The organism is Sporomusa aerivorans (assembly GCF_041428895.1).
GTDB lineage: Bacteria > Bacillota > Negativicutes > Sporomusales > Sporomusaceae > Sporomusa > Sporomusa aerivorans.
In genome coordinates, this window is record NZ_CP156926.1 from 5,125,861 (window position 1) to 5,141,788 (window position 15,928).

Below are 15,928 nucleotides of genomic sequence, written 5' to 3' on the forward strand. Positions count from 1 at the left end.
CCTTTTTATTCTACTGGCGTCTGTATTCGGACGCTCACTTGCCTTCAGCTTAATTGTACCTTGCTTATCCCTTTGTATCATCAGCCACACAGGCTAATTCGTTCCGTATGATTTGTCTGGTTTAAACAAAATAGTACTGCTACTGCACTTTCATTTTACTCTGAATATTTCGTTACCTGCCAGTGCATAGCGCCGAATAAAACCAACGCTTCATGTGCATAATGCACAATAAGAACCACAAGCCAAGCTAAGGCCTGTGGTTCTTATCATTCATACGACTTATTTTTTAGTTTCTTTTATGATGGTCGTAAATATCCAGGGCGGCCTGCACGGCCCGGCCAATGTTAATCTGGGCGCCATGGCGGATAAGAACCGACTCCAAAGCCCCCAACACATGGAGGATATTCTTTTTCCTGCAGCTGTATCCCATGGTACCAATCCGCCAGATTTTTCCCTTTAAAGGACCGAAAGAACTGGCAATCTCAATACCAAAATCACCCAGCAGCATGGTGCGGACGGCTTCACCATCAATTCCTTCAGGTATCAAAACAGAGGTTACTACCGGCAACTTATACTCCTGATTACCGTAAATCTTCAGACCCATTGCCAGTAAACCTTGCATAAGCGCCTGTTCGTGCAGCGCGTGCCGGTTGAACCTCTGCTCCAGACCTTCTTCCAATACAATCCGCAGTCCCTCCCGCAAGGCGTACAGCATAGAGGTAGCTTCCGTATGATGATTTAAGCGGGCCGGACTCCAATAATCCATCAGTTGACTAAGATCGAAATAATTACTGCGAATTATCCGCGGCTGATTGTCCTGGCACTGATTGGGTTCCGCCAGACCCCGCTCAATTTTTTTACGTTCCAGGAGCAAAGCCTCTACCCGTGAGTTAAAGGTAATTGGCGCCATGCCGGCAGGCACAGACAAACACTTTTGCGTTCCCCCGATAGCTGCATCAATTTTCCATTCGTCCACCTTGACCGCCGTGCCGCCAATTGTGGCAACTGCATCAACAACAAACAGGATATTCAATTCCCGGCAGGCCTCTCCAATCTCCCGGAGTGGCTGCATACAGCCGGTTGATGTTTCACCATGCACCATTGCTACAATCTTAGGTTTTGCCTTTTTGATTTCTTCGATAACTGTTTGCGGACTAAACACCTGTCCCCAAACGGTCTCAATATTGCTTACATTTGCACCATAGCGTTCGGCTATTTCGGTAAGCAGTTGGCCAAAGCGGCCATAAATCGGAACAAGCACTTTGTCCCCAGGCTCGATAATACTGCCGAGAACTGCTTCTATTCCGGCCCGGGAAGTACCGTCTATCGGAAAAGCCCAGTGATTTTCAGTCTGAAACACAGCCCTGATCATCGCCATAGTTTCATTCATAATTGCGGTAAACTCCGGATCAAACTGTCCCAAAATGGGAGTGCACATCGCTCTTAACACTCGCGGCTCGGCTTCAACCGGACCCGGTGTCATTAGGGTGCGCAGTGAGGTATTCAAGTCTTTATACATGTTCTGTGCCTCCTTTTACTACTCAGGTATTAGCAGCACTATGGCCAACCTGTTATCAAATATAACTTCTATTAATAAATATTATCAATTTACCATATGCCACCAAGTCCGTCAATAAAGTAGACTTAGCTTCAGATGGGGTTTTAACCCCACCTGAAGTTTAATCGCCCTTATCCAGGAACTTAGCCGCACTTATCTCCCGCTTATAGAAGCCGGAGTCTTAGTGCGGGTTAGTTACAGGATAAACAGACAGTTAATGCGAAGAAACAGGACATAACTTTGCGTCACATCCTGTTTTCTTGTATACTACATACCTATTGATACCTTTTACACTATTAGGTCTCTTTAACCGAGTTATCGCCTGCTACCCTGCATTCCTTATTTGCTTATGCGTTTAATAAGCGGCCCCGACATTCCCAGGAGCAAAACCAGTATCCCCATTGCGGATCCGGCACCACTGCTTGAATGACCGCCAAAGTATAATAAGGGAAAAGACAAAAGGATAAATACCGGCGATAATGCCACTAGCTGTTGCATTTTTCTCACCACCCGAATTGATATGAGACAAAAATGACTGCGCCAAATATCGCGCAAAGCAGCAGTGCTCCCACTAAGACCTTACTGATAACAACGCCTTCCTGTCCCAAAATCCCGGCAGTTGCTGTCCCTAACAATATCTTGCTGGGCGCAATAATACTGCCAATAGCACCGCCGACAGTCTGAGCCGCTAACAAAGGAACCTTATCGATCTGCAGCATCAGGGCCACTTTTTGCTGAAAGCCGCCGAATAATATATTAGACGATAGATTGCTGCTGGTCATAAAGGTACCTAACAGCCCGATAAACGGAGAAAGCAGCGGATAGATGCCGCCTGTCACTGCGGCGACTCCCTGAGCCAGCACCGTTGTCTGTCCTGTTTCATCCATAACCTTAGACATAGCAGTCAACCCAATTACAGCAATGGCAGAAGGTATTGTCTTGTTGAGCGAGTTTTTCAGAATGCGCGTTATACCGCCTGCTTGTATATAGCCCCACCGCGTATAACATATATAGCCGATGATAGCAGCCAATAACAGAAATGCTCCGGAATGAATAAGCGGCGCAAGCGGTGCATAGGCTGAATAGCTATGGGTTTCAAAGCCTAACGCTGTCGTTTTGCCGGCAAAGGCTAATGAAAGCTTCCATTGTCCGAGATAGTCCTTGATACTGTTGTTCAGTAACACAACAACGGCAATTACAATCAAAAACAAATACGGCATGAACGCCTGCTGAATATTCATTTTACTGCCGACTGCCGTATTTTCCGCCTTTTCTTCAGCCGGATCAAATAGTTCCACCGGCTGGCGATAGTAATCCAGTCTGCCGATGACAAAAATCAGTCCCAGCGATAATGAGACAACAACGAAGTTGCACAGCATAGGATTTAGTAATGCCATCCCCATTTGTCCTGCACCCTGCAATACTCCTAACAGGATTACAGTAACTGCGTTACGTCTAACACCACGGGAACCGCCGGCCAAGCCGGCTATCAGCAGTCCGGCTATGAGATTGACAATACCTAACATCGCGGTAGTCCAGATAATTGCTCTGTTCATAGTCAACGAGTCACTAATGTCCACCTGACTAATTAACCCATCCCAAGCTAACCCTAACGTCCCGAATGTATTACCCCAGGCCTGGCCCAGCAAAGTAATGAGTACCGCTGTTAACGGCTTCACACCCATGCCGATTAACAGCGGTGCGCCTACAACTACCGGAACGCCGAAACCAGTAATTCCCTGGAGAAAGCCGACAAAAATCCAGCCAACAGCCAGAACTTGCAGGACCTTGTCAGGCGTAAAACGCTGCATCCCCGCACGAATTACGGCAAAAGCCCCGGATTCCCGCGAAACTTCATAGATAATCAACGCGGGAAATACCACCAAAATAATAGATAGCGAGTACCACATTCCCTTAGCAACAGCCAAAGCAATCATATCTATCCCGCCGCCAAAAACGAAATAGGCGATGAGTATGGAGAACAACAGTCCGGCCAATGCCGCCTCATCGCCACCCCATTTACAGCGAAGCAACAGTACTAGTAACACAAGTATCGGCACCAGGGTAGCAAACCACTGTCCTATATTTATCGACATAGTGCCCCCTCCTAATCTTTTAACGTTTTAGCAAATGCCACCAATGCTTTTTCCAAGCAACCTGCGGTGCCTTTACAACTGACTCTCGATCATTCTGCGGCAACGGGATGTTGCCTCGTATTCTGGTTACTATTTGAGGAAAGCGTTATTGCGAATGATGTTTTACAGGTTAGCGTGTGTCACTCGGTCTACATTCTTTGCCTCAAATATTGTACCTTTTTTGAATTTGGAATCCTGATACGTATACTTCATTAGCAGATAGTAGGAGATGCCCGCTACCACAAAACCGATAATCCAGGCCAGCTCTACTTTCATAAAAGCGGCACCGGCACCGATCAACATGGCGATAATCGCGCAAGGATTATAGCCGGCAAACTGACCGTCTTCCTTGTACAAATCGTCAGTATCTACCTGCTGTCTTCTTAAAACATAATATTCAAGTAACAAGATGGAAACAATCGGTCCTAAAAAGGCTGAGTAAATCAGGATGAACAAGCCGAGCCCCTCGGCCGAGGAATCTTGCACAAGCACCCAGGGACATGCACCTAAAGCAAGTAAGCCCGATATGGTAACAGCTACTTTATATTTCAATTTTGTAATTAAGGTTATTACGTAGGTTGGCGGAATAATATTAGCAACCATATTTACGGCAACAGCACCCATAACAATAAACGCCGATACGAATAAGGTAATATAATCGTTATTAACGACTATCGCAAACGCTTTTACCGGGTTAGATATGCCGGTTGTTGAAGCAAGCATTGCCCCGATACACAGTACGGATCCATAGGCTAATACTATTGGGAAAAAGTATAACATTCCGCGTTTGCCGTCACTAATTCCGGTTTTTAATTCTCTTGAATAGTCTGCCGCGCTCAAAAAGATTGCTGCTTAGTTACCCATAAACATCATGATGAAGGCAAAAAACGGCAGACCCCAGGTACCTTTGGCATGCACCCATTTTTCAGCAATAACTGCACTGTGGGAATTGAGCAGAACGACAAACACATACAGAAGGGCCAGCAGTATAACAGTGGATATAACTGATTCAACCCATTTAATGGCATGAAAACCATAGAGAGAAAGAATTATCTGTACCACCTGCAGCACCACAAAGCAGGCAAAAATATTATCGAAGCTGCCGCCCGTGACAATTTTGCCAATCTCATTTAAGGCCGTGCCACCAATCCAGCTTTGGAAACCGTACCAGATGATAGCCGGAATCCCGCGCAACAAGGAAGAAACAACACAGCCTTTTATACCGAAGGACATTCTGAGCTGTACAACATAGGGTATCCCTGTTCGATAGCCCAGTCTGTCATTTAATGAAAAGACGGCTGAGATGATACCAATGGCAATAATTGCTGCTACAAAGGTCTGAAAGATGTTTAGGGTTGCGACACCGGCGACAACCAAGCTTGATCCCAGCGTCATATTGCCTAGGTTAACACCATCACCTAACCACATAAACATGTAATCAATTGGACCTACTGTCCTGGCTGTGGCAGATTTGGGGATGAGGGATTCATCCACTCCTGCGCCGTGTTGAAACTCCGCCGTTTTAGTGTCGTTGTTTTCCAAATTTTCCCTCATTTGCAAAGTCACACCTTCCCTCTCATTTATTCCCGCTGCTACTGGGAACAATCGATTTAGCTACTAGGTCTCAAATGCTTGCCTATAGGCTTGGAAACAATCTTGCCATCCTTAAATAGAGTTGTGCCCCTGAGAATTGTCTGAGTTACCGCACCACGGAAGCGGTCACCTACATACGGGCTGACTTTGTGCAGATAGAATAGATTTTCAGCTTCTAAGGAAAAGGCTTGATCCAAGTCTACCAGAGCAAAGTCGGCATCATAGCCTACCGCAATTTTACCCTTGCCTTGAATCTTAAATATTTCGTTTACATTTTGCGCAGTCAGTCTAGCGATATCGGCAAGCGGAACTTTGCGGTCATGGTAGGCATGTGTCAGCATCCCTGATAATGTCGTTTGGCAAGCTGATATTCCGCCCCAAACCTTTAAAAATTCTCCGTTCTTCAGTTTTGGATCACAGGGCGAATGGTCGGAGGATACAAAAGCAATTTCGCCATTCAGTAGTTTGGCCCACATCCTGGTTTGATTGTTCGCATCACGAATAGGCGGCGAGCATTTGGCTACCGTTCCCAGCCGTTCAACATCATCATCGGTAAGAATTAAATAATGACCAATTGTTTCGCAGCAAACATCAACACCTCTGCTTCTGGCTTGGCTAACTAGCTCAACTGCCATGGCAGTACTGATGTGAGCAATGATTAATTGGCAGCCAGTCTCCTCAGCGAAGGCTATCATTCGGGAAACGTTTTCGATTTCGGTAATCGGCGGCCGGGCTGCAAAATAATCCCGCACTGTCGTCTTATTGTTTGCCAAGGCCAGTGATGTCAGATCTCTTGTGATTTCAGCATTTTCACAATGAACCATCAGTGGTAATCCCAACTTGGCTAGCTTTTCCATACCCACAAGTGCCGTGTAATCATCCGCTCTTTCAAATTCGTCAATGCCGCTGAAGCAGGAAAACGCTTTAAACCCGATTACACCGCACTCAGCCAATTCTTCCAGTTTATCCAGGTTCTTCGGGGTAAAGCCGCCCCAAAAAGCGTAATCAACCAACGAGTCCCTTTGCGCCACCGCCAGTTTAGCCTTAAAGTTTTTGGCATCAAGTGTACATGGACTGGAGTTAAGCGGCATATCAAAGTAGGCCACGCCGCCCCCGGCTGCCAAGGCAGCGCTGCCGGTAGTGATCGTTTCCCATTCTGTTCGGCCTGGATCATTAAAATGCACGTGACCGTCTGTTAGCCCAGGAAATACGTGCTTGCCTGTCGCATCAATTGTTTCTTTCGCCTCGCCAGTTATTTCAGCGGCAATTTCCACAATTATTTCGTCACAAACAGCGATATCTGCCTGCTTTACGCCATCAGGACAAACCAGCATCCCATTGCGAATGATTACGTCATAACGCTTGCTCAAAATAAAATTCCCTCCTTATTTATTTTATTTTGCCTACGAACTCACCAAAGCCTTGCTGCCCGACCAGCTTGCCGTTTTCTGCTACAACCTGTCCCCTGACTAGTGTGCAAACAGGTAATCCCACACCTTTTAAACCTACAAAGGCGGAAATTTTATTAACATAGTATAGGGATTCCGGGGTAATTTCCCATTCTTTTTCCGGATCGAGAATAACAAGGTCGGCATCAAAGCCTACTGCAATTGCACCCTTTTTGCCATATATCCCGAAGGCTTTTGCCGGCCCTTCGCTCATTGATCTTGCCAGGATTGTCGGACAGTAGCCTCTCTTTTTGACCCCTTCGCTGAAGACTACCTGCATTGTATTCTGGATACCGCTGATGCCGCCCCAGGCACCAAAGACACCGTGAGCTGCTTCACTTTTTTCACTGAGCTCGCAGGGTGAGTGGTCTGAACCAACGCAGCTTAATGTTCCGTTGCTTACGTACTCCCACAGTTCCTCGACAGCCTGAGCTTCCCTTAATGGCGGTGCACATTTGAATAAACTGCCGTTCTTAATTACAGCCTGATCGGTAAATGCGAGGTAATGTCCGCAGGTTTCACCGGTAACATCCACACCGTCAAGCTGGGCATCCCGTATGATCTTTGCTACTTTGGGATGGCTGACGTGACAGATATGAACTTTGGCATCAAGTTCCCGGGCCAGGTCGATAATGTTTTTAGTTGCCACAATTTCGGCAATTACCGGTCTGGAATCGAGGAAATCCTGCCAGTCGTTCTTTTCCTTACGCTTGGCTCTGGCCTCTTCCCATTTGATTATGGAGTAATCTTCGCAGTGGAAACCGGCACGGGCACCCACACTTCTCAAGATTTCCATAGCTTCTTTGGCTTGTCCGATAGTAAGAGACACATAATCGGGAGAAACAGGACCGATAAATGACTTAAAGGCAACACAACCTTTTTCGTCAAGTTCCTCGAGACTACCTAAGTTGTAATCAACCAGCCCTCCCCAGAAGCAATAGTCCACATAAGCATTGGGAGCAACATGCGCTAACTTTTTTGCAAAGATTTTTCCGTCAGTCAACGCAGGTTCGTTCTGCAGGGGCATATCAACAATCGTGGTAAAGCCCCCAACTCCGGCCGCAGCCGTACCATGAGCATAATCCTCGCGCCAGTTGTAGCCGGGATCGTTAAGGTGGGCGTGGCTGTCAATTGCACCTGGGAAAACGTAGTTTCCTTTAGCATCAATAACTTTTTCGGCCTCAACAATAGCACCCGGCTCAACTATTGCTGCAATCCTGCCTTCATTAATACAAATACTTGCTGCCAAAACTCTGTCTGAGGTTACAACCCTGCCGTTTTTAATAACCAGACTAAACACTGTAAGACCTCCCCCTTGCTAATATCTTGATCTGTCCCGTGACAGAGGGTATACGTTAGCTCTGCCCGCTCCTTTTATTTATAAGCCAATTCATACAGCGCTCCCATGAGAGCCTTTACTCCTTCTCCCAAGTCGCGGGGATTGGTATATTCCAACGGCGAATGACTGAGTCCTTTATGACTTGGCACAAACAACATGGCAGTCGGTATTCTCGGAGCCATAACCTGGGAATCATGTCCCGCCCCACTATGCATCATTTTATAGCTCAAGCCATTTTTTTCGCATTGTCTTTTTAGCACATCGACGATGCCTGTATCCATAGGAACCGGGGCAGCATCCATCCACATATCGATATCAATCCCAACCCCGGCCTTTGTTGCAATTTCGCTCATTTTAGCAGTCACTTCATCACTAAAGCTAACCAGAACATCTTTATGGGTATGACGGATATCAAGTGTAAATAAAACCTTACCCGGAACAACGTTTACTATATTAGGCGTAGTTTCCAATTTGCCAACCGTAGCCACCAGCGGATCACCGTAGTGTTCAGCCAAATCCATAATAGTGCAGATAATGCGGCTGGCTGCTTTGAGTGCGTCTTTACGATAACCCATTGGTGTTGTACCGGCATGGTTGGCTTCACCGGTAAGTTCCACGGTAAAACGCCGCTGGCCGACAATATGCTGTACAACCCCAACTGATTTTTTCTCAGCCTCCAACACGCCCCCTTGCTCAACATGAATTTCCAGAAAGGCTTTTATATCGTTTCGCACTATACTGCCCTCCGGCCGGAAGCGAAAGCCCGCCTTACGCATAGCCTCAGTGAAGGGTATACCGTCAAAATCAATCATGTCTTCTACATCTTCCCGCTTGGCAATACCGAGAATGTTCTTTACACCCCAGTAGACATACGGAAATCGGCTTCCCTCTTCCTCGGCCATCGAAACCACTTCAACGTTACGCAACGGTTGGCCAAACTCTTTTTTCAGAAATTCCAGAGCGATAATCCCCGCAATTATGCCAAATTGACCGTCATATAAACCACCGTTTTTTACTGTATCTACATGTGAACCTGTTAGAATGGTCTCATCTTTATATGTTGATCCTTCTAACCGTCCAAACAAATTTCCGACGTCATCATATTGCACAAGCAAACCCGCTTGCTGCATGTATTTCTCTAAGGCCTTTTGCGCTTCCACCCACTCTGGCTTATAAAGAAAACGAGAGACTCCACCGTTTGGGTCTTTACCATATTCGCCTAACCATTTTAAGAGTTTCTCGGTTTCCTGTCCAAAGTCAAATGTACTCATAGCGTCCCTCCGTCATAACTGTAATTGCGAATGCTAACTCTATACCTACACCGTATCCTATTGCGGCGAAAAAGTATAATATCCGCCCCCTTCAATTGTACTTCTACATCATTGTTCAGGGTTGTCTCCTAATAAATTATAATAAGAACAACTATTTATAAAATCTTCGGAATTTTTCCCGGGGCTGTTTCTTTACCACCAATGAATTTTAGTTACACCTTTGTGTTTTTTATTCTAAGACAACTCCGTTAACTTGTTAGCTCAAATTAATTGTACTGAATTTTTTCATTTTTCGACCAGTGCATAATTTTTAAATAAACATGCAGCAACTGTGCACATTGCATATATTTTTAGTTAGCACTAATCATTCGTATTTTCCCTCTTATATTTTTTGGGTTAAACTTATTTGCTCGCAAGTGCTACAGTAATGATTCGGGAGTATGATAAAGCCGGAAAACAATATTTGTCTATTGAATACTCTCATGTTGGATGTAAATCTGTTGGCAGTTGCGGGTAAAAATATCGTGTATTTTTATCCCTTTCATACAAAAATTTATACAATTAACACTCTCATATTTTCACTCCAAAAAATGAAGCCCGGGAGCCTATAAAAGAAAACTTTCATAGGTCTCGGGCTTTTTACGTAAATCGTACCGGTAAACATATATAAAAAAGAACAAAACCTGATGTGACTGGTAGTACTCAGGTCTTGCTCTGTTTACTTCTTGTTTGAATTTGCTAATTCCGTTCACGTTCACCCTCAATTGGTTTCAGAAATCTTTATTTTTCAATAGCGGCAGCCACTTTACCGGCTAAGCCGTGAATCTGTACTGTGGGAATGGCGCAAACCGACAGGCGTACCCCTTTGGAAAGGGCTACGGCAAAAATCAGATCATTGGTAAGGCTCCGGCATGCCTGTTCGGGATTGGCGCACGGTATTGTCAGGAAAAACCCGGCTTTGTAAGGATACATCCTGAGTCCAACTGCCTGGGCCTCAGCCGTAAAAATGCCCGCCCGTTCACTGATTTTCTGCACATATTGTTGCCGTTCCCGGTCTACTTGTTCCACCAGGGCCGCGTCTTTAAAAATAGTTGCCAGTGCTCGCATAGCAGCCCGGTTGACATTGGACCAGGTTGCCCGGCAGGAATACTGGTTAATATTATCAAACTCCCGCATGACTTCCTGAAAGCGGGAGACGCCAATCATGGCGCCGGCCCGCTGGCCATACAGCGTATACCCCTTCGACATGCTGAAAGCAAGGACAGCCAGTACATGATCAGGCAACGCCGACAATTTTTGCAGAAACTGCCGGCTTGCTTCGCCCGCATAATCAATATAGGCGATATCGATCACCAAAATAACCTTTTTCAGTCCCCCGGCGGTACAATCCTTTAGCATGGCCAGGACGGCATCCCATTCGTCTTCCGTTAAACTGTAACCTGTCGGATTATGGGCCGGCGTATTTAAGATAAGCACCACCCGGTCCTGCCCGGCAAGAATTTCATTAATTTTAGTACTAAGGTCAGCTAGATTGAACAAGCCATTAGCAGCAAACATAGGAAATGTGGCGAAATTGCGCTGCAGATCCTCACATACAGACCGGTAAGGCCCCCAGCACCAATCGGTTGTTAGAACCGTATCGCCTACTTCCGAATAGTTATTGACTATATTGTGTAAAGCACCGGTGCCGCCGACAGTAGCAATTGTTTTTGTGTAGGCTTCCGGTTTAAACTGCCGGAAAACACTTTCCGTAACAGCCTCCAGATATTCAGGAACACCGGCAATCGACGCATAGCTTACAATCTCACTGGCCGGCAAATTACGGTAGATTTTTTCAACAGTCGGTAAAAAACCGATCTGGCCGTTATCATTCAAATAGGTTCCCGGCGCAGCATTGACCACTTTATCCCGGCCATATTGCGCAATGGCCTTATTGGCAGCAATAACAGTATCAAATATTTTATCCGCAGCACTTTTTTCTTTGGCATGTGAAGCCGCAAAGCTCAGCATAAATCTCTATTCCCCCTGACGACAATAACCAACGGCAACATTGCTGTATTTCTTCCTGTATACATAGTACATCAATTTTATATTTGTGACAATAGGCAATTGTACGACATAGAGAGACATTTTTTTGTTTTATTCGCTTAAGCCGGCCCGTAAAACCAGGAAATGCGGCCTGCGGGTTAATTTCTCAAATACTTGCGGATGCAGTTCTCTAAATTTTTCAGTCGGCGTCGGCTCCAGCAAAGTTTCAATCCTAAAGCCGGCCGAAATGACTGGAGCAATGATCTGCGCCAGCGGCCGGCGATAAAACTGAACCTTGACTTTGCCCCGGTTGGTTTCCCATTCATCGTCCAGCAGTTCTGTTACAAAGTAATTCTCGCAGTTAAAATAGGTAAACTCCATAAACGGGTGGTGCACGGAAAAGATCAAGTGTCCGGCCGGTTTCAGTATTCTGGCGAACTCGTTCATTACCGGCTGCCAGTCTCTTATATAATGGAGGGTCAGCGAGGATAGTACAATGTCGAACGACTTACCGGCCAGAAAACTAAGCGGTTCATTCAGATCAGCCCTGATAACGGCAGCTTTGCCGCCAAGGCGCTTTTTAGCCATGGCGATCATATTGGGACTAAAGTCGACGGCCACTACATCCGCGCCATGCCCGATCAGCCACTGGCTGTACCACCCGGCGGCGCAGCCGGCATCCAGCACCTTCCTGCCGCGGACATTCGGCAGCAGGGATAAGGTGGCCGGCCGTTCATAATAGGCGTTAAAAGGCTTGGTATCCACTTCGTCCGAATAATATCCGGCCATCTGTTCATAGGAGTCAAAGGAAACAGAAGCTTTATGTATATTTACATCATGTTCCCTATGGATATGCAATGATATTTTCCTCCTGTTCACACCCTTGGTGTATAGAATTTACAATAATGCAATCCTGCCTTCACAATACTCCGGGACAACAGCCACACTGTCGACTTGCAGGCAATACCTGACATCATGCGCACTATCCAGATCATACAGCCTGCGGCCGTTTCTGCCGGCGCCGGCAACTTCAATAAGTGAAGCCTGCGCACCCTGATACATCGCCAAGGTTCCCAGCGCCGCATCAGTCAGTTCTACACCGGCCAGGCCCTGCAGGCGATCAACCAGCAGTCCGGCGCACAGCGCATCTTCCAGCGAAAAAAGCCGGTCGGTGCCGGCGCAAACAATGAGGATATCTTTCTGATATTCCCCGGCCTGCCGGCAAACAGCGCGGGCATTGATAAAGGCGCCGATCAGTGTCCGGTACGCGCCTTCGGTCGATTTAACGGCAATGGTGCCATTGGTAGTAGTCATAATTATGGTTCGGTCCTGTACCTTGCCAGCGGTAAACTCCAGGGGCGAGTTGCCAAAATCAAAGCCCTCGATCTTAATTGACTGCCGCTCTCCGGCCAAGAGCGGCGCTTTTGTCTCCGCTGCCACCCTTCTGGCCTCCTCGATGTCAAGCACGGGGATGATGGTTTGGCAGCCATTATTCATGGCCGTCACAATACTGGTTGTGGCCCGGAATATGTCCAGCACGATGCAGACTGTATCTGAAAGATCCGGTGTCTGTACCTCAGCCGGCAGGAATCTGACGTCAATTTTCATGCTTGTTACCTTCCTATCCTTGCGCAATAGTTGTTATGTACAACCTGCAATTAGTGTGTATTATTCCCATTCGGCAATAAAGTCTGCAATCCCTTTGCCGGCAAAGAGAAAAAGGCGTTGAGCCACGCCCTGACTGACGGGATACAGTCAGGGCCTGTTCAACGCCAATATCAGCTATGCCTGTTACTGCTGCTCAGCCAAGGCCTGGGCGGCTTTGGCGCGCATAGCCAGTTTCCAGGTGCGTTCCTCCAGCACTTCGACCAGCCGGTTAACGGCTTTGTGCGGATCCGCTTCAAAAATAAAGAAGCCGCCAAACACATCTTCCGCAATTTTAGTAACAACCTCATGGACCAGGCTGCTGCCGGTAAGCGGCGGAATAACGCCAACATGAGTGGGTGTCCCCATGGCTACATGGTAAGAGCCGATAGCCACCGACTTCTCGCTCATGGCTTCCGGCGCCGTGGCGACATAAGGAATATCCGAAACATCCACACCCATTTCATTGGCAATCATGGTTTGGAAATCATTGGACCGGCTGTTGTCGACACAAGAGCCCATGTGGAAGATCAGCGGCAGATCGGCTGTCAGGCCGGACTTTTCATTGAGGCGGCCAATAAATTTCTTCAGTCCTTCGCCGGCATATTTGGCTACGCCTTCGCCATTCAGCAACCCTTCTTTGGCGAACGCCTGGGCGGCGCAGCCGGTAGCGACCAGGAACACGTCGTTTCGGGCCAGTCCTTTGGCAATTTCCGTATGGTTATTATCATGCTGGCCTTTCAGGTTATTGCACCCGGCAAAGAGAGCCACCCCTTTAATCTCGCCGGCCTTAATGGCATCGGTGATGACCCGGATCGGGTTATCGGGATTAATGTTTTTAAAGATGCTCATCAGGGACTCCAGACTGAACCCGGCCACAACGGTATGTTTGATTTGCGGGATGCTGACCCGGGAGGCGTCCCGTTCCTTATAGGCATTAATGGCCAGGCGGATTATATTTTTCGCGCTGTCCAGCGCGTTATACTCGTCAAAGGCATAGTGATAGGAACCGGGGATTTTCATGATCGGCATGGTGGTGACAATTTTGGTGTGGAAGCATTCGGCCAGCGAACGCAGACTCGGCATAATGCACTGAACATCGACAACCATGGCATCCATGGCGCCGGTCAGGATGGCCAGCTCCTGGGTGGCAAAGTTAGTGGCAATGGCTACGCCTTCCCGCATTAGCACTTCATTACCGGTGCAGCAGATGCCGACCAGATTGATACCCGCCGCACCGGCGGCTTTGGCTTCCGCCTGCATTTCTTTGGCTGCCGCCACCACCATCTGGCTCAGCAAAGGATTATGGCCATGCAGGGCAATGTTGACTTTATCGGCTTTAATTGACCCCAGATTGGCTTCGGTAACAACCGGTACGCCGGTACCAAACAGGATATCGGACAGATCGGTGGCCAGGTGCATGCCGTCATAATCACACAAGGCCGCTTTCAAGCCGGTAAAGATCAGATTGATGGGATCGGCGTCGTTACCGACATGGGTTTGATGCAATAAACCGGCCAGGCTGAGATTAATGCCGCTTGGCATAATGGTGGTTTCATTAAACTTTTTCAGCCGGCCTTCGGTGACCGTGTTGGTAATCCAGGTCAGCTTCGGGTATTCCGATACCCGTCCGAACTCATCCAGGGCGGCCTGGGCCACATCCCTGGCAATCGCATTGACGTCCCGTCCTTCCGTAGCTACGCCGATTTTTTGGGCCACAGTCATCAGTTTGTCAACATCGGTAACCCGGTAGTCTTTCAGCTTGCCTTCGGCTACATGCAGCAGGGTTTCGGCAATGTGGCGCCCATGATCGGAATGGGCGGCTGCCCCGCCGGCAATAAGCCGGACGGTATTCCTGGCAACGATAGTGTAATCGGCGGCGCCGCAGATGCCCTTATTGGCGCCCGGTTTTTTGGGCAGTATGCGGCAGGGTCCCTGTATGCATATCCGGCAGCAAATACCCGTGTTACCGAAGTTACAACGCGGCTCTTGTGCTTTGGCCCGGTCAAATGTAGTCAGGAACCCCAGCTCTTTTGCTCTTTCCAGCATGGGATGAGCGGCAATGTCGATTGTATATTTTTCAAAGTCGGACATTTTCTATACCCCCGTATATTCATCATTGACCAGCCATATTCCCTGGCTAGCCGTTAGTTATCTATCTTCCAAGCACCATCCAAAGACAGTTTTAAACCCTGGGCGTACCAAATCTATGTACTGTGCTGCAATAATTACTGCCTGGCATACAGCGCTATACAGCAAGGTACTGCCGGCTCCGATCGGCAGTACCTTGCCAGCTATGACGCTGTTACCAACTGGTAAAATACGGTACAACCCCATATGCTGGCCGCCTGCCGACTCCGATCGGCACACACCTTCGCATATTTGATTTACCAAAATTGTAAAAACATATTTGACGGTTTCTTCAGTCTGGAATATTAAAATCCTCATAATGACCCTGTTTATGCTGATTGCCCCCTGTAAAGCAAACAGCACGCTGTAAGTGGCGGCTCGTACACATATCGGGCAGCAAGTGAGCCTTAATAATGAACATAGGAATGAACAAGCGGCATGCTGTGAAAAAGCGCTGTAGTTATTCCTCCCTTTAGATATTACTCGCCTATACCATCACACCCGGGATAGGAGGTATATTGGAGTTAGTTAAATTATACACAAACTATCTTGCAGGCAAATTTCCCCAACTGTAACAAACACTGCAGCAATGCTTAAATTTTACTAACAGTCTGCTTAACCTACCCTTACCAAAACTTACAGTAAAATAAACGAAAGCTTACAGAAAGATTACAGCGCGTTCACACCAGCCGGCAAGCAGCGCCGGCCATGAAATTACTATTGACTATTTACCAGGCCTTTGCTAAGATATGGGCATTATGATACATATTGGTAAGTAACGC

11 protein-coding genes and 1 pseudogene are annotated in these 15,928 nt (G+C 47.4%); all 12 read right to left on the minus strand.

Annotation, left to right across the window (positions count from 1 at the left end):
* Positions 1 to 286: 286 nt before the first annotated feature.
* On the minus strand, positions 287 to 1,519 hold the full coding sequence (locus SATMO3_RS24585; RefSeq protein WP_371372628.1) for an alanine--glyoxylate aminotransferase family protein: 1,233 nt from the start codon (positions 1,517 to 1,519) through the stop codon (positions 287 to 289).
* A 378-nt stretch (positions 1,520 to 1,897) separates the two neighbouring features.
* Entirely contained in the window at positions 1,898 to 2,056 is a 159-nt protein-coding gene (locus SATMO3_RS24590; protein WP_371372630.1) for a hypothetical protein, read from the minus strand.
* A 5-nt stretch (positions 2,057 to 2,061) separates the two neighbouring features.
* Complete coding sequence (locus SATMO3_RS24595) at positions 2,062 to 3,654, minus strand: L-lactate permease (protein WP_371372632.1); 1,593 nt, start codon at positions 3,652 to 3,654, stop codon at positions 2,062 to 2,064.
* A 162-nt stretch (positions 3,655 to 3,816) separates the two neighbouring features.
* Positions 3,817 to 5,247 (minus strand): annotated as a pseudogene (locus SATMO3_RS24600) (NCS1 family transporter).
* 56 nt (positions 5,248 to 5,303) lie between these two features.
* On the minus strand, positions 5,304 to 6,656 hold the full coding sequence (gene allB / locus SATMO3_RS24605) for an allantoinase AllB (RefSeq protein ID WP_371372634.1): 1,353 nt from the start codon (positions 6,654 to 6,656) through the stop codon (positions 5,304 to 5,306).
* Positions 6,657 to 6,675: 19 nt separating this feature from the next.
* Complete coding sequence (gene allB, locus SATMO3_RS24610) at positions 6,676 to 8,034, minus strand: allantoinase AllB (RefSeq protein WP_371372636.1); 1,359 nt, start codon at positions 8,032 to 8,034, stop codon at positions 6,676 to 6,678.
* A 74-nt stretch (positions 8,035 to 8,108) separates the two neighbouring features.
* Positions 8,109 to 9,344, minus strand: a complete 1,236-nt coding sequence (gene allC / locus SATMO3_RS24615; RefSeq protein WP_371372638.1) for an allantoate deiminase — start codon at positions 9,342 to 9,344, stop codon at positions 8,109 to 8,111.
* Positions 9,345 to 10,124: 780 nt separating this feature from the next.
* Positions 10,125 to 11,354: a pyridoxal phosphate-dependent aminotransferase gene (locus SATMO3_RS24620; protein ID WP_371372640.1), complete on the minus strand. Its 1,230-nt coding sequence runs from the start codon at positions 11,352 to 11,354 to the stop codon at positions 10,125 to 10,127.
* A gap of 129 nt (positions 11,355 to 11,483) precedes the next feature.
* Positions 11,484 to 12,230 (minus strand): class I SAM-dependent methyltransferase, encoded by a 747-nt coding sequence (locus SATMO3_RS24625; protein WP_371372642.1) that lies wholly within the window; start codon positions 12,228 to 12,230, stop codon positions 11,484 to 11,486.
* Between the two features lie 39 nt (positions 12,231 to 12,269).
* Entirely contained in the window at positions 12,270 to 12,980 is a 711-nt protein-coding gene (locus tag SATMO3_RS24630) for a 2-phosphosulfolactate phosphatase (protein WP_371372644.1), read from the minus strand.
* A gap of 183 nt (positions 12,981 to 13,163) precedes the next feature.
* Positions 13,164 to 15,110 carry an anaerobic carbon-monoxide dehydrogenase catalytic subunit gene (gene cooS / locus SATMO3_RS24635; RefSeq protein ID WP_371372646.1) on the minus strand — a complete coding sequence of 649 codons (1,947 nt, stop codon included), beginning with the start codon at positions 15,108 to 15,110 and terminating at the stop codon, positions 13,164 to 13,166.
* A 57-nt stretch (positions 15,111 to 15,167) separates the two neighbouring features.
* Positions 15,168 to 15,353 carry a hypothetical protein gene (locus SATMO3_RS24640; RefSeq protein ID WP_371372648.1) on the minus strand — a complete coding sequence of 62 codons (186 nt, stop codon included), beginning with the start codon at positions 15,351 to 15,353 and terminating at the stop codon, positions 15,168 to 15,170.
* Positions 15,354 to 15,928: the final 575 nt, after the last annotated feature.

Excerpts from the sequence above, each read along its gene's own strand:
- SATMO3_RS24585 (WP_371372628.1), bottom strand. The coding sequence starts at position 1,519 with ATGTATAAAGACTTGAATACCTCACTGCGCACCCTAATGACACCGGGT.
- SATMO3_RS24590 (WP_371372630.1), bottom strand. The coding sequence starts at position 2,056 with ATGCAACAGCTAGTGGCATTATCGCCGGTATTTATCCTTTTGTCTTTT.
- SATMO3_RS24595 (WP_371372632.1), bottom strand. The coding sequence starts at position 3,654 with ATGTCGATAAATATAGGACAGTGGTTTGCTACCCTGGTGCCGATACTT.
- allC (WP_371372638.1), bottom strand. The coding sequence starts at position 9,344 with ATGAGTACATTTGACTTTGGACAGGAAACCGAGAAACTCTTAAAATGG.
- SATMO3_RS24620 (WP_371372640.1), bottom strand. The coding sequence starts at position 11,354 with ATGCTGAGCTTTGCGGCTTCACATGCCAAAGAAAAAAGTGCTGCGGAT.
- SATMO3_RS24630 (WP_371372644.1), bottom strand. The coding sequence starts at position 12,980 with ATGAAAATTGACGTCAGATTCCTGCCGGCTGAGGTACAGACACCGGAT.
- cooS (WP_371372646.1), bottom strand. The coding sequence starts at position 15,110 with ATGTCCGACTTTGAAAAATATACAATCGACATTGCCGCTCATCCCATG.
- SATMO3_RS24640 (WP_371372648.1), bottom strand. The coding sequence starts at position 15,353 with ATGGGGTTGTACCGTATTTTACCAGTTGGTAACAGCGTCATAGCTGGC.